Here is a 16344-nt window from a genome sequence, read left to right as displayed (position 1 = left end):
ATAAGAAAAAAGTTGGAAACATAATCCTTATTCTACTGATTTTTTTTCCGATATTCATACTGCCCAATCAATAGCTTCATTACGTGCGAGAACATGTCAGAGCGGCTAATCTCCTCATCAGTAAAAACACCGATTGCTCCTTCTTTTTTCCTAATATCATTTTTATTTGTAAAAGCATCCATCACAGGTCCGAGTTCTTTCCCTGCCTTAAGTTGTGCTGCAACCGCTTCAGGCAGCGGGATCCTTGCTCCCCCAGCTATAATTGGCGTCTTCCCTTTCTCAGCTAGTGCGCCCCAGTTACATAAAAACAAGCCATATTCTGTATCTTGCACGCCTCCTTCCAGGCCAATACCGATTTCACCATCCCCTGCCTCTAATGCACGATAAGCCCGATTAATCGCACCCTTAATGGTTTCTTCATCCGAAAACGGCTGATCATTTACCCCAGATGGTATGTCTATAGTTGAATACTCTGCATCATACTTTTGAAATACATCTTTGACTGCCTTTATCTTCGCAGGATTTTTTGATCCAATAATGATTTTCATGAAATTTAACTCCCTTTTAGAAAAATAAAAAAGAGGCAACATCATGTTGCCTCCCAAAAGCTTAGCTGTTTTGTCGAATGGTTTCAACTGTTGTACGGTCACATGCTTTTACTAGCTTCACAATTAATTCTTTAGCAGCCGCATAATCATCAATATGGATGATGGAAGCATGTGTATGAATATAACGGGAGCAAATCCCTATTACTGCACTAGGGACTCCTTCATTAGAAATGTGTACACGGCCCGCATCTGTACCGCCTTGGGAAACAAAGTATTGGTAAGGAATCTTATTTGATTCTGCTGTATCTAAGACAAATTCTCTCATACCGCGATGAGTGACCATTGAACGGTCAAGAATTCTTAGAAGCGTTCCTTTTCCTAACTGGCCAAACTCATTTTTATCTCCCGACATATCATTCGCAGGGCTCGCATCCATCGCAAAAAAGAGATCAGGATTGATCATATTAGCTGCTGTTTGCGCTCCTCTTAGTCCAACCTCTTCTTGAACTGTTGCTCCAGAATAAAGGATGTTCGGAAGTTTAGCATCTTTCACTTCTTCTAGTAATTCGATTGCTAGGCCACAGCCATAACGGTTATCCCAAGCTTTTGCGAGAATTTTCTTCTCGTTTGCCATTGGTGTAAATGGACAAATAGGGACAATTTGCTGTCCGGGTTTAATGCCTATTTTTTTCGCATCCTCTCGATCGTCCGCACCAATATCAATTAGCATATTATTTATTTCCATCGGCTTTGAGCGCTTTGCTTCATCTAAGAGATGCGGTGGTATGGAACCAATTACGCCTACCACTGGTCCATTATCTGTCATAATTTGAACTCTTTGTGCTAACAGCACTTGGCTCCACCATCCACCAAGTGTTTGAAAACGAATCATCCCGTTCTCTGTAATGGAAGTAACCATAAAACCAACTTCATCCATATGGCCTGCCACCATTATTGTTGGTCCATTTTCGTCCCCTTTTTTCACGCCAAAAATACCGCCTAGCTTATCCTGAACTACTTCATCCGCATATTGGCTAAGCTGCTCACGCATAAAATTACGGACAAAATGCTCATTTCCCGGAGCACCAGGCAGTTCGGTTAATGTTTTGAAGAGCTGCAATGTTTTTTCGTTCATCTTTTTTCTCCTTGAATTAGAATAATATTATGTATTCTTTTATTTTACAGAACTTTCACAGCACTTGCCACTAATTGAGTTTTTAACTTCCTGTATTTTTTGATAAGATGGATAAGAGCTTAATAAGATTGGCGCGATAATTTTTTTGGAGGTGGTCAAATGAACTGGAAATCATTTATATTAGGTGTTGGAGTCGGATTAGCAGGTGGATATGCAGCACGAGAGCTGCTAGCACAAAAAACATCTGTCTCTCCTGAAAGAGCACTATACAATGCAAAGGAAACATTCAAGAAGGACGGACCAATTAGCGGGTCATGGATCCAAATGACGAAGGAACCCTATAAAAAAGGGCATTTAGCATACGATATTTACCGTGGGGGCATTACAAGAAAAATCGGAGAAACGCAAGAGCAATTTGAATTTATTGCGGATGCTGGAACTGGAATAATATTGGATGCCTACAAGCTCAGCTGAAAGGGAGTTACCGCAAGTTTCATCTAAATCCATATATTAATATAAAACCAAAAAAGTATTATCAAGCGAAAGCAGTCCCTTGGATTATCGAGGTCTATTTCGCTTTTTTGCATTACATCATAATTTTTTTCAGATTATTCAACTGTAATATTTTCTTCATTTTTACTTTCAGAAATCACATCTCGCAGAAAAAATATCCTTGCTCCACGAGATGTAATTTTCATGATCATTCCTTTTTTAAAGAAAACTATTCTATATTTTTTTATTTCACTTCATTCAACTTTGTAAGTTTTATTTGACAAGTATATTTAGATCGAAAATCCTCCTAGTTTTGTTTCAAGATACTCTGCGATCCCTTCCTTCCCTCCTTCCCTGCCCAAACCACTTTCATTCATCCCCCCGAAAGGTGCGGAAGCAGAGGTTGGGTTAATGTCATTGATGCCAATTATACCAAAATTTAATTCCTCAAAAGCTCTCATCGCTTTCGAAATATCTTTCGTATAGACATATGCAGCAAGACCATAATGCGTATCATTGGCCATCTCTATTACTTCTTCATTATTATCAAAAATACATATCGGAGCTACTGGACCGAATGTTTCTTCTCGAAAAATCCTCATATCTTTATGAACCCCCGATAATATCGTTGGTGCATAAAAAACTCCTTTATCAAGCCCATTTTCTTTCAGTCTATATCCACCTAATTCTAATGTTGCTCCTCTTTCAACTGCATTCTTTACTTGTCCATCAACTTTCTCAATCGCCGCTTCATTCACAAGGGGACCTATACTAATACCTTCCTCCAAGCCATTCCCAGCCCTTAAGTTTCTGACTCTATCGATAAGTGTACTTGTAAATTTCTCAGCAATTGAACGATGTACGAATATCCTATTTGGACTAATGCATGCCTGCCCCGTATTTAGAAACTTAACAAGTGCTGCTCCTTTTGCTGCATGGACAGGGTCAGCATCCCCATAGACGATAAATGGCGCATGGCCCCCTAGTTCCATAGAAACTCTTTTTACATTCCTTGCTGCTTTTTCAGCAATAAGCTTCCCTATCTCAGTTGATCCAGTAAATGTAATCTTTTTAACAGCTGGATTATTTATTAACTCGTCACCAACTATTTCAGCATTTGTTGTTGAAATTAAATTAACTGCTCCATTTGGAATTCCAGCATCGTCAAAAACTTTAAAAACTTCCATCGCACATAAAGGTGTTTCTTCTGCAGGTTTTAAAACAATTGTGCACCCCGCGGCAAGGGCTGGAGCAATTTTCCGTGTTATCATAGAGACTGGATAATTCCATGGCGTAATCGCACCTACTACCCCTATAGGCTTTCGGATTGAAATAAATCTCTGGTCTCTTCTTGATGAAGGAATCACTTCACCATAAATACGTTTTGCCTCTTCTGCATACCATAAAAGAAAATCAGCAGCATATTGAACCTCGTTACGTGAAAATTTCAATGGTTTTCCTTGCTCTATTGTCATTAATTGAGCAAGTTCTTCTTTACGATTCATCATGATTTCATATGCTTTGTATAAAAAACTAGAACGTTCATATGCGGTAAGTCGCGACCATTTGGGAAAACTTGTCGCAGCCGCTTCAATTGCCTTTTTCGTATCATTTCTATTTCCGTCTGCCACTTTATTAATTTTTTGGCCATCTGCCGGATTAAAAACAGTAAAGCTCTTTTTCGATTCTGATTCTGTCCATTTACCATCAATATAAAGCAAATAAAAAACCTCCTAATGAGAAAAGAACAAATACTAGACAACTTTTCTAACTCATAAGTTATTTCTTCAAATTATATAAAAAAGAAAGAGTACACCCTTAATTTATCATAACATTCTGAAATATTAATTCGCAAATTTTTATGCTGACTTAGTTTCAGTTACCTCCGTGTCGCCATTCTTAAACCAATTTCTTTCTAGAAGGAGCCATAGTACAATCCCCACACCAAGTCCCCAAGCTGCACCTTGTGTTGCTAGAACAGCACCTATTATAACTGCAATTCCTTTTTCTAAAGAGCCCTTCTCCTTTAATACGTCCATTGCTAAATAACCGCATAAATATCCCTGTATGAGCATAGTCAGCGCCATTCCGATATTGATTCCGGGCTGAAAGATTGATACAACTGGTCCAAGCATCAGTGCAATACTCATTCCCCAGAAAATCCCTGTTGCACCTCCCCAATAGCTATCTACCTGACTGCGGCCATTACTCATAAACCGATTTACAACTAGTACCTGTCCAGCAGTCCATTGAGGTCCAGATAAAGGTAAATACGGCATAAATATCCCTTCAATAAAATTACGGATGGAAACAATAATACTATTTCTGCTAGCACTAAAAACTATTTTTTCATCTTTACGTATTTCGTTTGCATTATTTAGAAGAGAACTGACAACTAATATATCACCGAATGCAATGATATAGGCTGCAATCGCCAATGGCAGCGCTTTCAGAAAATATTCAAATGGTGGAAAACCTACTCCGAAAATACTATAATTAGCAATGATTTCTCCGATCGGGATTGGTACGAGACTCCAAGAAATACTTGGTGCAGCTACTTCGCCGATAACCAATCCAAAAACATAAGATACTGTAAATGGAATAGCTATGCCAAATTGAGCAACATACCGAAAGAATGAATATTTTTCCCTAAGGGGTGCTGCAGTCTTGGAAAACATCATAAAAAAGCCAAAAGCAGCCCCGACCAAAATGGTAACAGGCATTGTCCAAACACGGCCATTAGCGGAAAATTCCCCATAAATGGCAGCAAAGCCTGCACCCAGCAATATACCTGCTTTCAGTGAAGTAGGCAGACGTTTAACTAAAATGTCCGCACCTTTAAATAGACCCATTAATAAAAAAATTAGGGCAACTGTTAATTGTAATGCTATTAATGCAAGAATTCTTGCTTCTCCTTCTGGAAAGCCAACAAGAAACCCAACATACAGCGGAATTCCCGCAGTGATCCACCCTGCAATTGAAGGATCACCGAAATGAGTATGGAGGAGATAAAGAAAGTTATTAATAACTACGAAAGCAATCGCCAGTTCAAATGGAATACCTAACACATCCATCATTACAGCTGTTATCCCCATAGGAACTACACATAATATTGCCCCTTGAATCCAATCAGGATATTCTAGTTTATAATGTAAAAATGGCAGCCTTAACTTTAAAGGTCCTAGCATTGAAGGTTGTTCACTGCCATCTTTCCTCTTTTTATATAGACCCATCTTCCCACCCCTTCATATTTCAATTCGTTATTATTTCAAACAGCCACTTTATTCGTTTTGATGCTGATTCCTATCTATACTGTTTGTTTTTCAACTATTTGTACAAACTCATTTAGTGCTTTATGAAATTCCTCTTGTTTTTCCAGCATTACATAATGACCTGAACCCTCAATTTCTGAAATGTGCATATCTGGTTTTGTATTCCTTAGTAAATCTCCTGTCCCCTTAGGCAAAAGCTTATCTTGGCTTCCTAAAATGGCACATATAGGAATATCGAGTGATGATAATACTGACCTTCCTTCTGCGTACTCACTACATGCTTTAAAATCTGCATAAGTGATCTCTATTGGCACTAAATTCAACTCTTGTCTTTCCTCTTCTAATAAAGATTCACTCACGTCTTTATTATACGAAGCATGAAATAAAGAATCTGGAAATACACCATTTGCTAATTTATCAAGTATTTTTGGGTGTACTGGCAGTTCATAAAAACTTGCTGCAAGGACTAATCCTTTCACTTTTTTGTTTCGGGCAGCTAATTCAAGGGCTATTAATCCCCCCATTGAGTGCCCGACCACGATCGTATCTTCTTGAATAGATTGGTCAATATAAGCAGCATAATCTTGAATAGATGAAATAATATAATACTCGTTTTCTCCATGTGCTGGCAGATCTATTGCTTCATATAATGATGATGAAGAATTTCTAAGTGTTCTCCATTTGCTCCTTGTTCCCCCTGCACCATGAATAAATAGTAGTTTTAAACGCCCCATTATTTCCCTCCTAAAATTGTTCTTGCAATAATTACTCTTTGAATTTGATTTGTCCCCTCATAAATCTGCGTTATTTTTGCATCTCTCATCATCCTTTCTACATGGTACTCTTGAATAAATCCATATCCGCCTAAAAGTTGAACAGCATCTGTCGTCACCTTCATTGCAACATCTGCAGCAAACATTTTTGCCATTGAGGAGGCTTGTGTCAATTCTGGGTTTTTTCCAGTAGCAGTTAGTTCATTTACCTTCGATGCAGCTTTATACACTAAACCACGTGCAGCTTCTATCTGCGTTGCCATATCTGCAAGCATGAATTGAATTGCTTGAAAAGAAGAAATATTTTTCCCGAACTGTTCTCTTTCTTGCACATATTCTAGTGCAATATCGTATGCCCCTTGGGCAATTCCTAGAGCTTGTGCAGCAACAGTTGGTCTAGATTTATCAAAAGTTTTCATGGCGATCATCCAGCCATCACCCTCATCACCAATCCTATTTTCTATAGGAATTCTGCAATTATCAAAATATAGCTGAGCAGTTGGTGATCCTTTTATTCCCATCTTTTTTTCCAGTTTTCCAACAACAAAGCCAGGGGTATCCTTCTCTACTACAAAAGCAGTAATACCTGTAGCGGTCTGTGCAAAAACTGAATATACATCTGCTACACCACCATTGCTAATAAACATCTTTTGCCCGTTTATAATATATGAATCTCCATCTCGCTCAGCGCGAGTTTTTAAGCTCTTTACATCAGATCCTGCATTAGGTTCTGTCAAAGCGTAAGCCGCAATTTTTTTTCCATGCGCTAAATCCGGAAGGAACCTTTTTTTCAAAGCATCATTTCCACCGATAATAATTGGCAATGAGCCTAATTCCTGTACAACAGCTACCTGTGAAGAAGAAGCACAAACGCGGGAAATTTCCTCGACAATCAAGCAAAAACTAAGTAAATCAAGTCCTAGTCCACCGTGTTCTTCCGGCATATTTGCGCCAATATATCCATACTCCGAAAGAAGATGTAAAATATCCATTGGATATTCAGCTTTCTCATCAATTTCAATTGCTCTTGGTTTTATCCGTCCCTGTGCTAGACGATGAATTTCCTGTTTAATTTGAAGATGGTCTTCTGATAAATCGAAATTATTAAAAACTGTTTTTTCTGCGTTCATTGAACTCCCTCCTCGCTATATTCCGAAAGCTGTTTTGCAAGGACAAACTTTTGCATTTTTCCACTAGTCGTTTTCGGAAGACTTTCCACAAAGTAATATTCTCTAGGCCTTTTATATTTTGCTAGTTTTTTCCCTTCAACTAAAAACCTATCAATTGTTTCTTCCTTTATATTACTGCCTGCTTTTTTGACAACGAACGCAACAACAGTTTCTCCCCAAATTGGATCGCTTTTACCAATTACCGCTACTTCTAATACCTCTGGATGTTCAAGGATTTGATCCTCCACTTCTCTCGGGTATACATTCTCAGCACCAGTGTTGATCATATAATCCATGCGGTCTTTAATCCAGATATAGCCTTCTGTATCCACATAACCCATATCACCTGTATGATACCAGCCGTAAGCAAGTGCCTTTTCGGTTGCTTCTGGACGGCAATAATATTCTTTCATCATACATGGACCTTTGACTAAGATTTCACCAATTTCTCCAACTAAACATTCATTTTCAGGATTAGTAGGTCTATCATTCTCCTCAATTCGGCTAATCTTTATTTGATGAGTAAGTATTGCTTTTCCAGCAGAGCCTGCCTTGGCCAGCTGTTCGTCTGGATACAAAACGCTCATCACAGGTCCCATTTCTGTTGTACCAAACATCTGCACAAGATCTGCATTTGTTTTTTCTTGAAATCTCCTGATTAATACTGGAGCCATGGAAGCTCCCCCGTAGCCTAATAATCTCAAAGAGGATAAATCAAATGATTCAAAATCCTTTACATTTAGTAGCATATTCACCATTGTTGGTGCCGCAAAGATATGAGTTACTTTTTTTTCTTCAATTGTCCTTAATACCTTTTCCGCTTCAAAATGATGCATAATAATAGTAGTAGCACCCACCATCACTCTCGGAAGAAATGATGTATGAAGCTCCGCTGTATGATTTAACGGTGCAACCGAGAATCCAATATCATTTTTATTAAGCTTCATGCATTCAATCATTAAAAAGTTATGGTGAATCATATCTCGATGTTTATGGATTACCCCTTTTGGACGGCCAGTTGTGCCACTTGTGTACATCATGATATACGTATCATCTTCAGTTACTTGAACATCTGGCGCTGTCCCATTACTTTTTTCTAGGACCTTATAAAAATCAAGTGAACCGTATGGAACATCTTCATCCGTGTATATAAACTGTTCAACATTTATCCCTAACTGAATTGTCTCTTTTACAACTTCAGCCACTTCCCTTTCAAACAAAAGCACTTTCGAACAAGCATTGTTTAAAATATACTGAAGTTCATTTGCTGTTAGTCGATAATTTATTGGATTAAAGACTGCTCCAAGTTTTGCCGAAGCAAATAATGCAATGACAAATTCACTATTATTATAGAGAAATGCAGAAACAACATCTCCCTTCTGTACACCCAATTCTGCTAGTGAGTTGGCAAATTGATTTATTTTTTTATTTAATTCATTAAATGTAAAGTGATGCTTTTTCTCTTTATAGATAAGTGCTGTTTTATCAGGGTAGTTTTGTGCCGACCATTCTATTATCTCTCCAACCGTAGTTGTCATCGCTTTTCCTCCTTCATTCAATAGTCATCCTTAAAACTAGCTCTACCATTTTCCATTCTTAATATTCATAAAATCCTTTTCCAGATTTTCTCCCTAAATGACCGGCTCGAACTAATTTTCTAAGCAGAGGCGCTGCTCGATATTTTGAATCCTGTGTTTCTTCATATAATGAATCCTGAACAAATAATAGAGTGTCTAACCCAATTAAATCGGCTAGGGCAAGCGGTCCAATTGGATGATTTGCACCAAGCCTCATCCCTTTATCAATATCATCAGCACTTGCTACGCCTTCCTGTAAAACAAATATTGCTTCATTAATCATTGGAACCAAAATGCGGTTAACTGCGAACAATGGTGATTCCTTAACAGCAATAGCTTCCTTCCCAAGGGATTCCACCAGCTCTTTTGATCTTTGATAGGTTTCTTCAGATGTGTCATATCCTTTTATAAGTTCTACCAATTTCATTACAGGCACTGGATTAAAAAAGTGGAATCCCATTACTCTCTGTGGATTTCTCATGACACTTGCAATTTCTGTAATACTCAATCCTGATGTGTTACTAACAATAATTGCCTCATCATTTACTATTTGATCAATTCGCTTGAAAATTTGCTTTTTTAGCTCCATGTCTTCGCTTACTGCTTCGATGATAAAATCAGCATCAGCAACACTCTCCCACTCAGTAGAAGTATTTAATAAACTTTTGTACTCTTCTATTGTTTCTTTACTGGCTCTTCCTTTTTCAATCGCTCTATTCCAATTTTTGCTTAATTGTTTTAAGCCCCGATCAAAATATGCCTTATCCTGTTCTATAGCAATTACTTCGTACCCCGCTTCAACACATACTTGTGAAATACCTGATCCCATTGTTCCAAAACCAATTACACCTATTGTTTTCATGTCATTTTCCTCCTTAATTTCCTGTAAATAATGGCTCTCTTTTTTTCAAGAATGCAGCTACGCCTTCTTCTTTATCATCTGTTAAACAGATTTCTCCAAATAATTTTGCTTCAATTTGTTGGCCTTCATTTAAAGTCAATTCCGCTCCCACATTGATTGCTTCCTTCGCCTTCTGTATAGCAATCGGTCCTCTTGAAGCGATAATATTTGCTAGATCAATTGCTTTAGATAGTACATCGCCCTCTATTACCTCCTCAATGAGGCCATATTTATATGCTTTATCAGCCGAAATAAACTCACCTGAAAAAATTAGCCTCTTCGCCATTCCCTGCCCGATCAGTCGTGGCAGTCTTTGTGTACCACCATAACCAGGGATAATTCCAAGCTTTACTTCTGGGAGACCAAATTGTGAGTCATTAGAAGCAATTCGAATATCACAAGCAAGTGCAAGCTCTAGCCCTCCACCTAATGTGAATCCATCAATTGCAGCAATCACAGGCTGTGATAGATTAGCTATTCGATTAAAGACTGCCTGCCCTCTCAAACAGAGGGCTTCCCCTGCTTCTGATGTTAATCCTGGGAATTCTTTAATATCTGCACCAGCTACAAACGCCTTTGAGCCAGCACCTTCAATAATAACGACTCTTACACAATCTTCAATTTGGAGAACAGCTTCCTCTAAATCATTAAAAACATCTCGGTCTAAGGAATTCACAGGGGGAGAATCAATAGTGATAATCCCGATGCTATTTTTCCTTTCATACCTGACTTTTTTCATATTTATCACTCCTACTTTTTCTTGGTCTTCAAATTTAAACTTGCAATTATCGTGCCAAAAAATAATATCTATTTATCTTAAATCGAGTGAAACAAAATCATCTATCTCCGTGGTCAATATGTAAAGGTTTGAAATAACTGTTTCAAAATGAAACAACTTTGTTTCTATTTCGCACAATTGTTATTAGGAAGAAACAATAAAAAAACCCCCTTCATAGCAAAGAAGAGGGAAAAACTACTAGTAACACCTCTTCTTATCTCTCAAGCGATGCTTGCTGGATTTGGCACGGTACAATTAGTCCGTTGCCGAGGTGTCATTGGGCCAGTCCCTCAACCTCTCTTGATAAGAAAATATTTTAAATATTCAATTTATTAAACTTGTCCTTTACTTTATAATGAGTAAGAGAGAATGTCAACTACTTTTATTTCTTTAAATTATTTACCATAAATGAATATAAATAAGGAAGTGAACATTATGGAAGTGTATGCCTTAAGCGGGGCAAGCGGGACAGGGAAAAGTACCAGTGCCTTATCTTTTGCGTATAAAAAAAGAATCCCGGCAATCATTGATGATGGTCTCTTAATATTAAATGGGCAAAAAATTGCAGGTTCATCTGCAAAGTTCGAAAAGAATTATATTTCAGCAGTAAAAAGAGCTACTTTTTTTGATGAGCAGCATAAGAATGAGGTTCAACAAGCCATTCGCAATCATTTTATCGGCAAGATTCTAGTCATAGGAACTTCCGATAAGATGGTAAATTTAATAGCAGCACGCTTAGAGTTAAATAAAATAAATCATTATTATTATGTTGAAGACATACGTTCATCTAGTGAAATAAAAATAGCACAATATATAAGAAATACAGAGGGAAAGCATGTGATACCTATACCATATAAGCAAGTTGATCAAAATTTCTTTAAGAAATTAATTGACAAAGGAATGGAGGTTTTTTCAACTAAGGAAGAAAGAATTGGAGAAACAACAATCGTTTATCCTGATTTTCATCATGGAACGATTAAAATCCATAAAAAGGTTTTTAAACAACTTGTTAAATATATTTGTGTAAACTTTGCAGAATTAGTGAAATACGAATCTGTTTCAATCGATTTACAAGGACTCCCCACACTAAATCTAAGCGTGTCCATTTGTTTTCCTATTCAAAATAATATTTTTGAGGAATTAACAGCACTGCAAATGGAAATTTATCAACATTTTCTTGATCATGTGAATATTGAACTATACGCAATCAATATTTCAGTTAACAAAATAGAAAAAGGAAGCTCTCTAAGAAGATGAGCTTCCTTTAAAAAGTCAATTATTCTATGAGGTATTAACGGAGCAAGAAACTGTTGCAAAAATCCTTTAATTTAGTAATGAGCGCCGAGAAAAACGAGGGATTCGTTTTTCGACAAACGCAGCTACCCCTTCCGGAAAATCATATTTATCTATAAAAGGGGGCGACCCCTTCCATAAGACTGGTACACTATTCACACATTGACTTACAGATTGCTTGACAGCTAGTAATGAAGAAGGTGCTTGAGAAGCTACCAGCTTCCCCATTCTAATTGAAAAACGATCTAACACGTCGTCATTTACCAAGTAATTCAGCATTCCTAAACGATATGCTTCTTCCGCCTTTAATACTCGTCCTGTATAAACCAAATCCTTCGTTAGACTAGGACCAATTAAATTAACTATGCGCTGTGCAAATTTATTATTTAAAGTAATTCCTAATTTGCCTACAGGAATACCTAATTTCGATTTACCGGAACCAATCCGTAAATCACAGGCTAAGGCCAACTCAAGACCCGCTCCCATTGCTGGACCATTAATAACGCCTATTGTCGGAATTGGTAAATTCTCAAATGTTGATATAGCCTCTTCCATTACGATAAAAGAGTTCTCAGCTTCTTCTAGTGACATTTGATGAAACTCTTTTATATCTGAACCAGCTGTAAATTGTTCCCCTGCTCCCCTTAAGATCACAACCTTATTTTTGGGGTTATCCAAAATCCTTTGTCCTACTTCAGATAAATATTTCCACATGTTTGCGGTTAAGGCATTTCTTTTTTGTGGACGGTGTATAGTGATAATAGCTAATCCAGCAGTTTCTTGATAGATAATTTTGGCATTTTCGTCTTTCATTCTTTGAATATCAACTTTCATCTGATTTTCCTCCTTATAGAGTTTAAGATTATAAATAATTAATGCAAATTTCATGCCATAATTAAATTTTCTAATCACAAAACGTAACAAGGAAAAAAACATTTATTCCCTATTCAATTTGATATTTTTTTAATTTAGTATAAAAAGATTTTCTGCTTATCCCCAGTTTCTGAATAGCCTCCGTTCGATTTCGAGTATTTTTTAAAATAAACTCAATATGTTCTTTCTCCATTTTTTCTATGAGGATATCTAATTTAGTTGTAAACAAAGGTGAAACGATTGATGGGCTAATACTATTATTAGAATTAATTGATGAAGGATGTCTATCTAAGCAGAAATAATCTGGGAGATTTTCTGGTTCAAAAAATTGTTTTGTACAAACGACTAGCATTCTTTCTAATACATTAACTAATTCTCTAACATTTCCTGGCCACTCATACTGTTCCATAATTCGCAACACTTCTTCACTCATTCTGACATGCTTACTATATTTCAAACATAACTCATTGAGAATTGTATTTGATAGAAAAGGCAAATCTTCCTTTCTATTCCGCAGAGGTGGGATATAGATTGGAACAACATTAATTCTGTAGTATAAATCCTCTCTAAACTGTCCAGCTTTGATCATATCTTTTAAATTTCGGTGGGTTGCACATATGATTCTTACATCAATCGGATAAAGCTTAGTTCCACCCACCTTTTGAAATTTTCGCTCTTGGATAACTCTGAGTATCTTCGCTTGCGAATTTAATGACATTTCTCCAATTTCATCTAAAAGGAGTGTCCCTCCATTTGCCATTTCAAGAAGGCCCTTTTTTCCACCTTTCCTGGACCCGGTAAATGACCCATCTTCATACCCGAACATTTCACTTTCAAATAAAGAATCGGGGATAGAAGCAATATTAATAGCAATATAAGGTTTATTATTTCTTTTACTAGCTTCATGAATTGAATTTGCGAAGATTTCTTTACCTGTTCCACTTTCCCCATAAAGAATAACAGATGCATCCGTATCGGCAACTTGCTTTGATAACTGAACAGCCTTTTGCATGACGCTTGATTTGCTTTCAAGCTTATAGAAATATCTTCTATCTAATTGCTCTTGAAGATCGGACAAATCCCGTTTATATTTTGTCAATTCATCCTGGACTTTAGTTAACTCGGTAATATCCTTCATGATTGTAACCACACCAATCATTTCTCCATTTTCTATTAATGGTGTGATATTTGCACATACATCCTTTTTTAGAGAATGGACATAACTGCAGTCATTGATTAAGGATTTACCGCTTTTTAAAACTTCTAAAATTCGAGAGTTCCCTTCAATTTCCTTTAGCTTTCTGCCTATAATTTTTTTAGCAGGAACTTGAAATTGTTCAGAATAAGCTTTATTTACAAAAACGATTGTACTATCCTTTACAATAACAATAACTGCGTCATGGAGCGATTCCAAAATAGACAGCAAATGTTTTTCTAATTTCATATAACCTCTCCTTTATTAGCAGCGTCATTTCCACTAATTATCGTTGGGGCTATTAAATGGATTACTTTCATTTTTCCAGTCAGCTTGAAAGAATTGGTTGATACTTTCATCACTAATTTCATTAAAAGAATCCGGATTCCATTTTGGCATCTGATTTTTATCCACCAATACTGCCCGGACTCCTTCGAAAAAATCTTTAGTATGTAAAAAATTAAGAGCAACTTCAGTATCCATAGCAAAGCTCTCCCTAAGTTTTTTTCCTTTCCCTCTCTTCATTAATTCTATAGTTACTTTTAATGATGTAGGTGATTTCTTAAGAAGAGTCTTCTTCGTTTCTAACGCCCATTCATCTCCATTACTAGCTCCTTCATCTAATGAATTTATTATTTGATCAATCGTTTCATATTGAAAATATTGATTAATTTTTTCCACGTTCAAGTTATGAGGTAATTCATGAGGTCTCACACAAACACTTTTTAAGAATTCAGCCATTTCTCTTTCTATATTTTCTGGTTTCCATACATGTGACTTTATAAACGCCTCTACTTCCATCAACCTGCTGCTATCAAGATAATAATCTGCCATATCTGTAGAAAGAATATCCCCTTTCATAATTATCTTTGCTGTTAATGCGAGATATAATCCAATCCTGCCGGGCATTTGATTAAGAAAATAATTTGCCCCTACATCAGGAAAAAAGCCAATATTCATTTCAGGCATTGCCCATTTAGTTCTTTCTGTGATTATTCTAAATCGGGCGCCGACAGAGAGACCTACTCCTCCTCCCATTACAATACCATCCATAAACACTAATACAGGCTTCTTATATTCATGGATGAGCAAGTCCATTTTATACTCAGTAATAAAATATTCTTTAGGGACCATACTATCAGGATTCAGTTTTACACTTTCATATATAGCCCGGACATCTCCACCTGAACAAAATGCCTTTTCACTTTGACTCTTTATACAAACCAATGAAATGCTTTCATTATGGGCCCACACTCTTAGCTGTTTATAAATATCTTTAACCATCTGAAGGGATAATGCATTTAAAGCTTTAGGACGATTTAGTATAATCCATCCAGTCCCTTGGTTCTCTTCAAACAAAACTTCATTTTCGACCATCATAACATTCATTATTCCTTCCATTTTTATATTTCTGCTAAATATACATAATTTTCTGTATTATTAACAATTATAACATAACTGCCAATTAATACTAACTAGCTGTTATCAAGGGATTCAATACACTACTTATTCATTCTCTTTTTCTTAAATCCATAATCATTCGAAAAAAATAAGCTTATCCAATTGGATAAGCTTAACTTTTTCTATATTGAACTTCGCAACGATAAATACGGTTACCTTTATTAGAAAACTTCTCTTCGTATTCAGTCATAATATTTCCTTCAAAATTACTCTTGTGAAGGTCAAGGCTTACATACTTTAACAGCAGCCCATATTCAGAAAAGCTTGTCAGTGAATACTCAAATAATCCTTGATTGTCAGTTTTAAAATGAATCTCCCCTTGATCAACTAAGATCTCCTCATAGGTTTTAAGGAAGGTTTTGTAGGTTAATCTCCTCTTTGCATGACGCGATTTCGGCCAAGGATCTGAGAAATTCAAATAAACCCTGTCCACTTCTCCTTTTTCAAAAAATGCATGAAGGTCATTTGCATTTACATTCATAAGTTTCACATTCGGTAATTCAGCTTCAATAATATGGTCAAGTGCGGTCACAATCACGCTGTCTTGTAATTCAATTCCTATATAGTTGATCGTAGGATTCGCCTTTGCCATTCCGCTTATAAAACGGCCCTTACCAGTTCCAATTTCAATATGAAGCGGCTGCTTTTTGTCAAATACTTCATGCCATTTTCCCTTCCATTGATCAGGAGATTGAATGACATATTGCGGATACTCAGCAAGTTTTTCCTTTGCCCAAGGTTTATTTCTTTGTCTCATAATTACACTCCTATAAAAGTTATATCGCTCAAACATTATCATGCAAACGGCAGTGTTGCAATTAGAAAAACTTAACAAGCGCCTATTTTTTCGGCGAATGTCTTATTTTTCTTATATGTT

Annotated in this window: 15 protein-coding genes and 1 riboswitch; of the genes, 2 read left to right on the top strand and 13 right to left on the bottom strand. The window is 36.6% G+C overall.

All coding sequences use genetic code 11. The features are described from left to right. Positions 1-32 precede the first annotated feature (32 nt). On the bottom strand, positions 33-548 hold the full coding sequence (locus tag ASU02_RS04165; RefSeq protein ID WP_057761736.1) for a DUF84 family protein: 516 nt from the start codon (positions 546-548) through the stop codon (positions 33-35). 61 nt (positions 549-609) lie between these two features. Continuing rightward, on the bottom strand, positions 610-1683 hold the full coding sequence (locus tag ASU02_RS04160; RefSeq protein WP_057761311.1) for a M42 family metallopeptidase: 1074 nt from the start codon (positions 1681-1683) through the stop codon (positions 610-612). A gap of 159 nt (positions 1684-1842) precedes the next feature. On the opposite strand from ASU02_RS04160, the gene ASU02_RS04155 reads away from it, so the two are divergent. Then, entirely contained in the window at positions 1843-2157 is a 315-nt protein-coding gene (locus ASU02_RS04155) for a hypothetical protein (RefSeq protein ID WP_057761309.1), read from the top strand. Between the two features lie 308 nt (positions 2158-2465). Here the strand turns inward: ASU02_RS04155 and ASU02_RS04150 are convergent, their stop codons facing one another. The 7 genes from ASU02_RS04150 to ASU02_RS04120 form a co-directional block, all read right to left on the bottom strand. Continuing rightward, positions 2466-3896: an NAD-dependent succinate-semialdehyde dehydrogenase gene (locus ASU02_RS04150; RefSeq protein WP_057761307.1), complete on the bottom strand. Its 1431-nt coding sequence runs from the start codon at positions 3894-3896 to the stop codon at positions 2466-2468. Positions 3897-4034: 138 nt separating this feature from the next. Beyond that, complete coding sequence (locus ASU02_RS04145) at positions 4035-5408, bottom strand: hypothetical protein (protein WP_057761305.1); 1374 nt, start codon at positions 5406-5408, stop codon at positions 4035-4037. A gap of 74 nt (positions 5409-5482) precedes the next feature. After that, positions 5483-6181 carry an alpha/beta fold hydrolase gene (locus ASU02_RS04140; RefSeq protein WP_057761304.1) on the bottom strand — a complete coding sequence of 233 codons (699 nt, stop codon included), beginning with the start codon at positions 6179-6181 and terminating at the stop codon, positions 5483-5485. Further along, positions 6181-7350, bottom strand: a complete 1170-nt coding sequence (locus ASU02_RS04135) for an acyl-CoA dehydrogenase family protein (protein ID WP_057761302.1) — start codon at positions 7348-7350, stop codon at positions 6181-6183. Before ASU02_RS04135 ends, ASU02_RS04140 begins: the two co-directional genes overlap by 1 nt. Continuing rightward, complete coding sequence (locus ASU02_RS04130) at positions 7347-8927, bottom strand: long-chain-fatty-acid--CoA ligase (protein WP_057761300.1); 1581 nt, start codon at positions 8925-8927, stop codon at positions 7347-7349. The genes ASU02_RS04135 and ASU02_RS04130 overlap by 4 nt, the downstream gene beginning before the upstream one ends. Positions 8928-8985: 58 nt before the next feature. Continuing rightward, complete coding sequence (locus ASU02_RS04125; protein ID WP_057761298.1) at positions 8986-9828, bottom strand: 3-hydroxyacyl-CoA dehydrogenase NAD-binding domain-containing protein; 843 nt, start codon at positions 9826-9828, stop codon at positions 8986-8988. Between the two features lie 13 nt (positions 9829-9841). After that, positions 9842-10606: an enoyl-CoA hydratase/isomerase family protein gene (locus tag ASU02_RS04120; protein ID WP_057761295.1), complete on the bottom strand. Its 765-nt coding sequence runs from the start codon at positions 10604-10606 to the stop codon at positions 9842-9844. A 250-nt stretch (positions 10607-10856) separates the two neighbouring features. Next, a riboswitch (SAM riboswitch) is annotated at positions 10857-10955 on the bottom strand. Between the two features lie 125 nt (positions 10956-11080). Between ASU02_RS04120 and ASU02_RS04115 the strand changes: the two genes are divergently transcribed. Next, complete coding sequence (locus ASU02_RS04115) at positions 11081-11902, top strand: hypothetical protein (RefSeq protein WP_057761293.1); 822 nt, start codon at positions 11081-11083, stop codon at positions 11900-11902. A 66-nt stretch (positions 11903-11968) separates the two neighbouring features. On the opposite strand, the gene ASU02_RS04110 is transcribed toward ASU02_RS04115, so the two are convergent. The 4 genes from ASU02_RS04110 to trmB all read right to left on the bottom strand — a co-directional run bounded on the left by ASU02_RS04110 (position 11969) and on the right by trmB (position 16224). Next, positions 11969-12772: an enoyl-CoA hydratase/isomerase family protein gene (locus tag ASU02_RS04110; protein ID WP_057761291.1), complete on the bottom strand. Its 804-nt coding sequence runs from the start codon at positions 12770-12772 to the stop codon at positions 11969-11971. Between the two features lie 109 nt (positions 12773-12881). Beyond that, positions 12882-14255 (bottom strand): sigma-54 interaction domain-containing protein, encoded by a 1374-nt coding sequence (locus ASU02_RS04105; RefSeq protein ID WP_057761289.1) that lies wholly within the window; start codon positions 14253-14255, stop codon positions 12882-12884. Between the two features lie 33 nt (positions 14256-14288). Next, positions 14289-15407, bottom strand: coding sequence for an enoyl-CoA hydratase/isomerase family protein (locus ASU02_RS04100; RefSeq protein ID WP_057761287.1), 1119 nt, complete (start codon positions 15405-15407; stop codon positions 14289-14291). Positions 15408-15579: 172 nt separating this feature from the next. Next, positions 15580-16224: a tRNA (guanosine(46)-N7)-methyltransferase TrmB gene (trmB, locus tag ASU02_RS04095; RefSeq protein ID WP_057761285.1), complete on the bottom strand. Its 645-nt coding sequence runs from the start codon at positions 16222-16224 to the stop codon at positions 15580-15582. Positions 16225-16344 lie beyond the last annotated feature (120 nt).

Source organism: Cytobacillus praedii, assembly GCF_001439605.1.
GTDB classification, from domain to species: domain Bacteria; phylum Bacillota; class Bacilli; order Bacillales; family Cytobacillaceae; genus Cytobacillus; species Cytobacillus praedii.
Note: the sequence above shows the minus strand (reverse complement) of the source record. Positions and strands in the feature narration are given on the sequence as shown.

Coding starts and splice junctions, on each gene's coding strand:
- ASU02_RS04165 (WP_057761736.1), bottom strand. CDS start 548: ATGAAAATCATTATTGGATCAAAAAATCCTGCGAAGATAAAGGCAGTC.
- ASU02_RS04160 (WP_057761311.1), bottom strand. CDS start 1,683: ATGAACGAAAAAACATTGCAGCTCTTCAAAACATTAACCGAACTGCCT.
- ASU02_RS04155 (WP_057761309.1), top strand. CDS start 1,843: ATGAACTGGAAATCATTTATATTAGGTGTTGGAGTCGGATTAGCAGGT.
- ASU02_RS04145 (WP_057761305.1), bottom strand. CDS start 5,408: ATGGGTCTATATAAAAAGAGGAAAGATGGCAGTGAACAACCTTCAATG.
- ASU02_RS04140 (WP_057761304.1), bottom strand. CDS start 6,181: ATGGGGCGTTTAAAACTACTATTTATTCATGGTGCAGGGGGAACAAGG.
- ASU02_RS04135 (WP_057761302.1), bottom strand. CDS start 7,350: ATGAACGCAGAAAAAACAGTTTTTAATAATTTCGATTTATCAGAAGAC.
- ASU02_RS04130 (WP_057761300.1), bottom strand. CDS start 8,927: ATGACAACTACGGTTGGAGAGATAATAGAATGGTCGGCACAAAACTAC.
- ASU02_RS04125 (WP_057761298.1), bottom strand. CDS start 9,828: ATGAAAACAATAGGTGTAATTGGTTTTGGAACAATGGGATCAGGTATT.
- ASU02_RS04120 (WP_057761295.1), bottom strand. CDS start 10,606: ATGAAAAAAGTCAGGTATGAAAGGAAAAATAGCATCGGGATTATCACT.
- ASU02_RS04115 (WP_057761293.1), top strand. CDS start 11,081: ATGGAAGTGTATGCCTTAAGCGGGGCAAGCGGGACAGGGAAAAGTACC.
- ASU02_RS04110 (WP_057761291.1), bottom strand. CDS start 12,772: ATGAAAGTTGATATTCAAAGAATGAAAGACGAAAATGCCAAAATTATC.
- ASU02_RS04105 (WP_057761289.1), bottom strand. CDS start 14,255: ATGAAATTAGAAAAACATTTGCTGTCTATTTTGGAATCGCTCCATGAC.
- ASU02_RS04100 (WP_057761287.1), bottom strand. CDS start 15,407: ATGGAAGGAATAATGAATGTTATGATGGTCGAAAATGAAGTTTTGTTT.
- trmB (WP_057761285.1), bottom strand. CDS start 16,224: ATGAGACAAAGAAATAAACCTTGGGCAAAGGAAAAACTTGCTGAGTAT.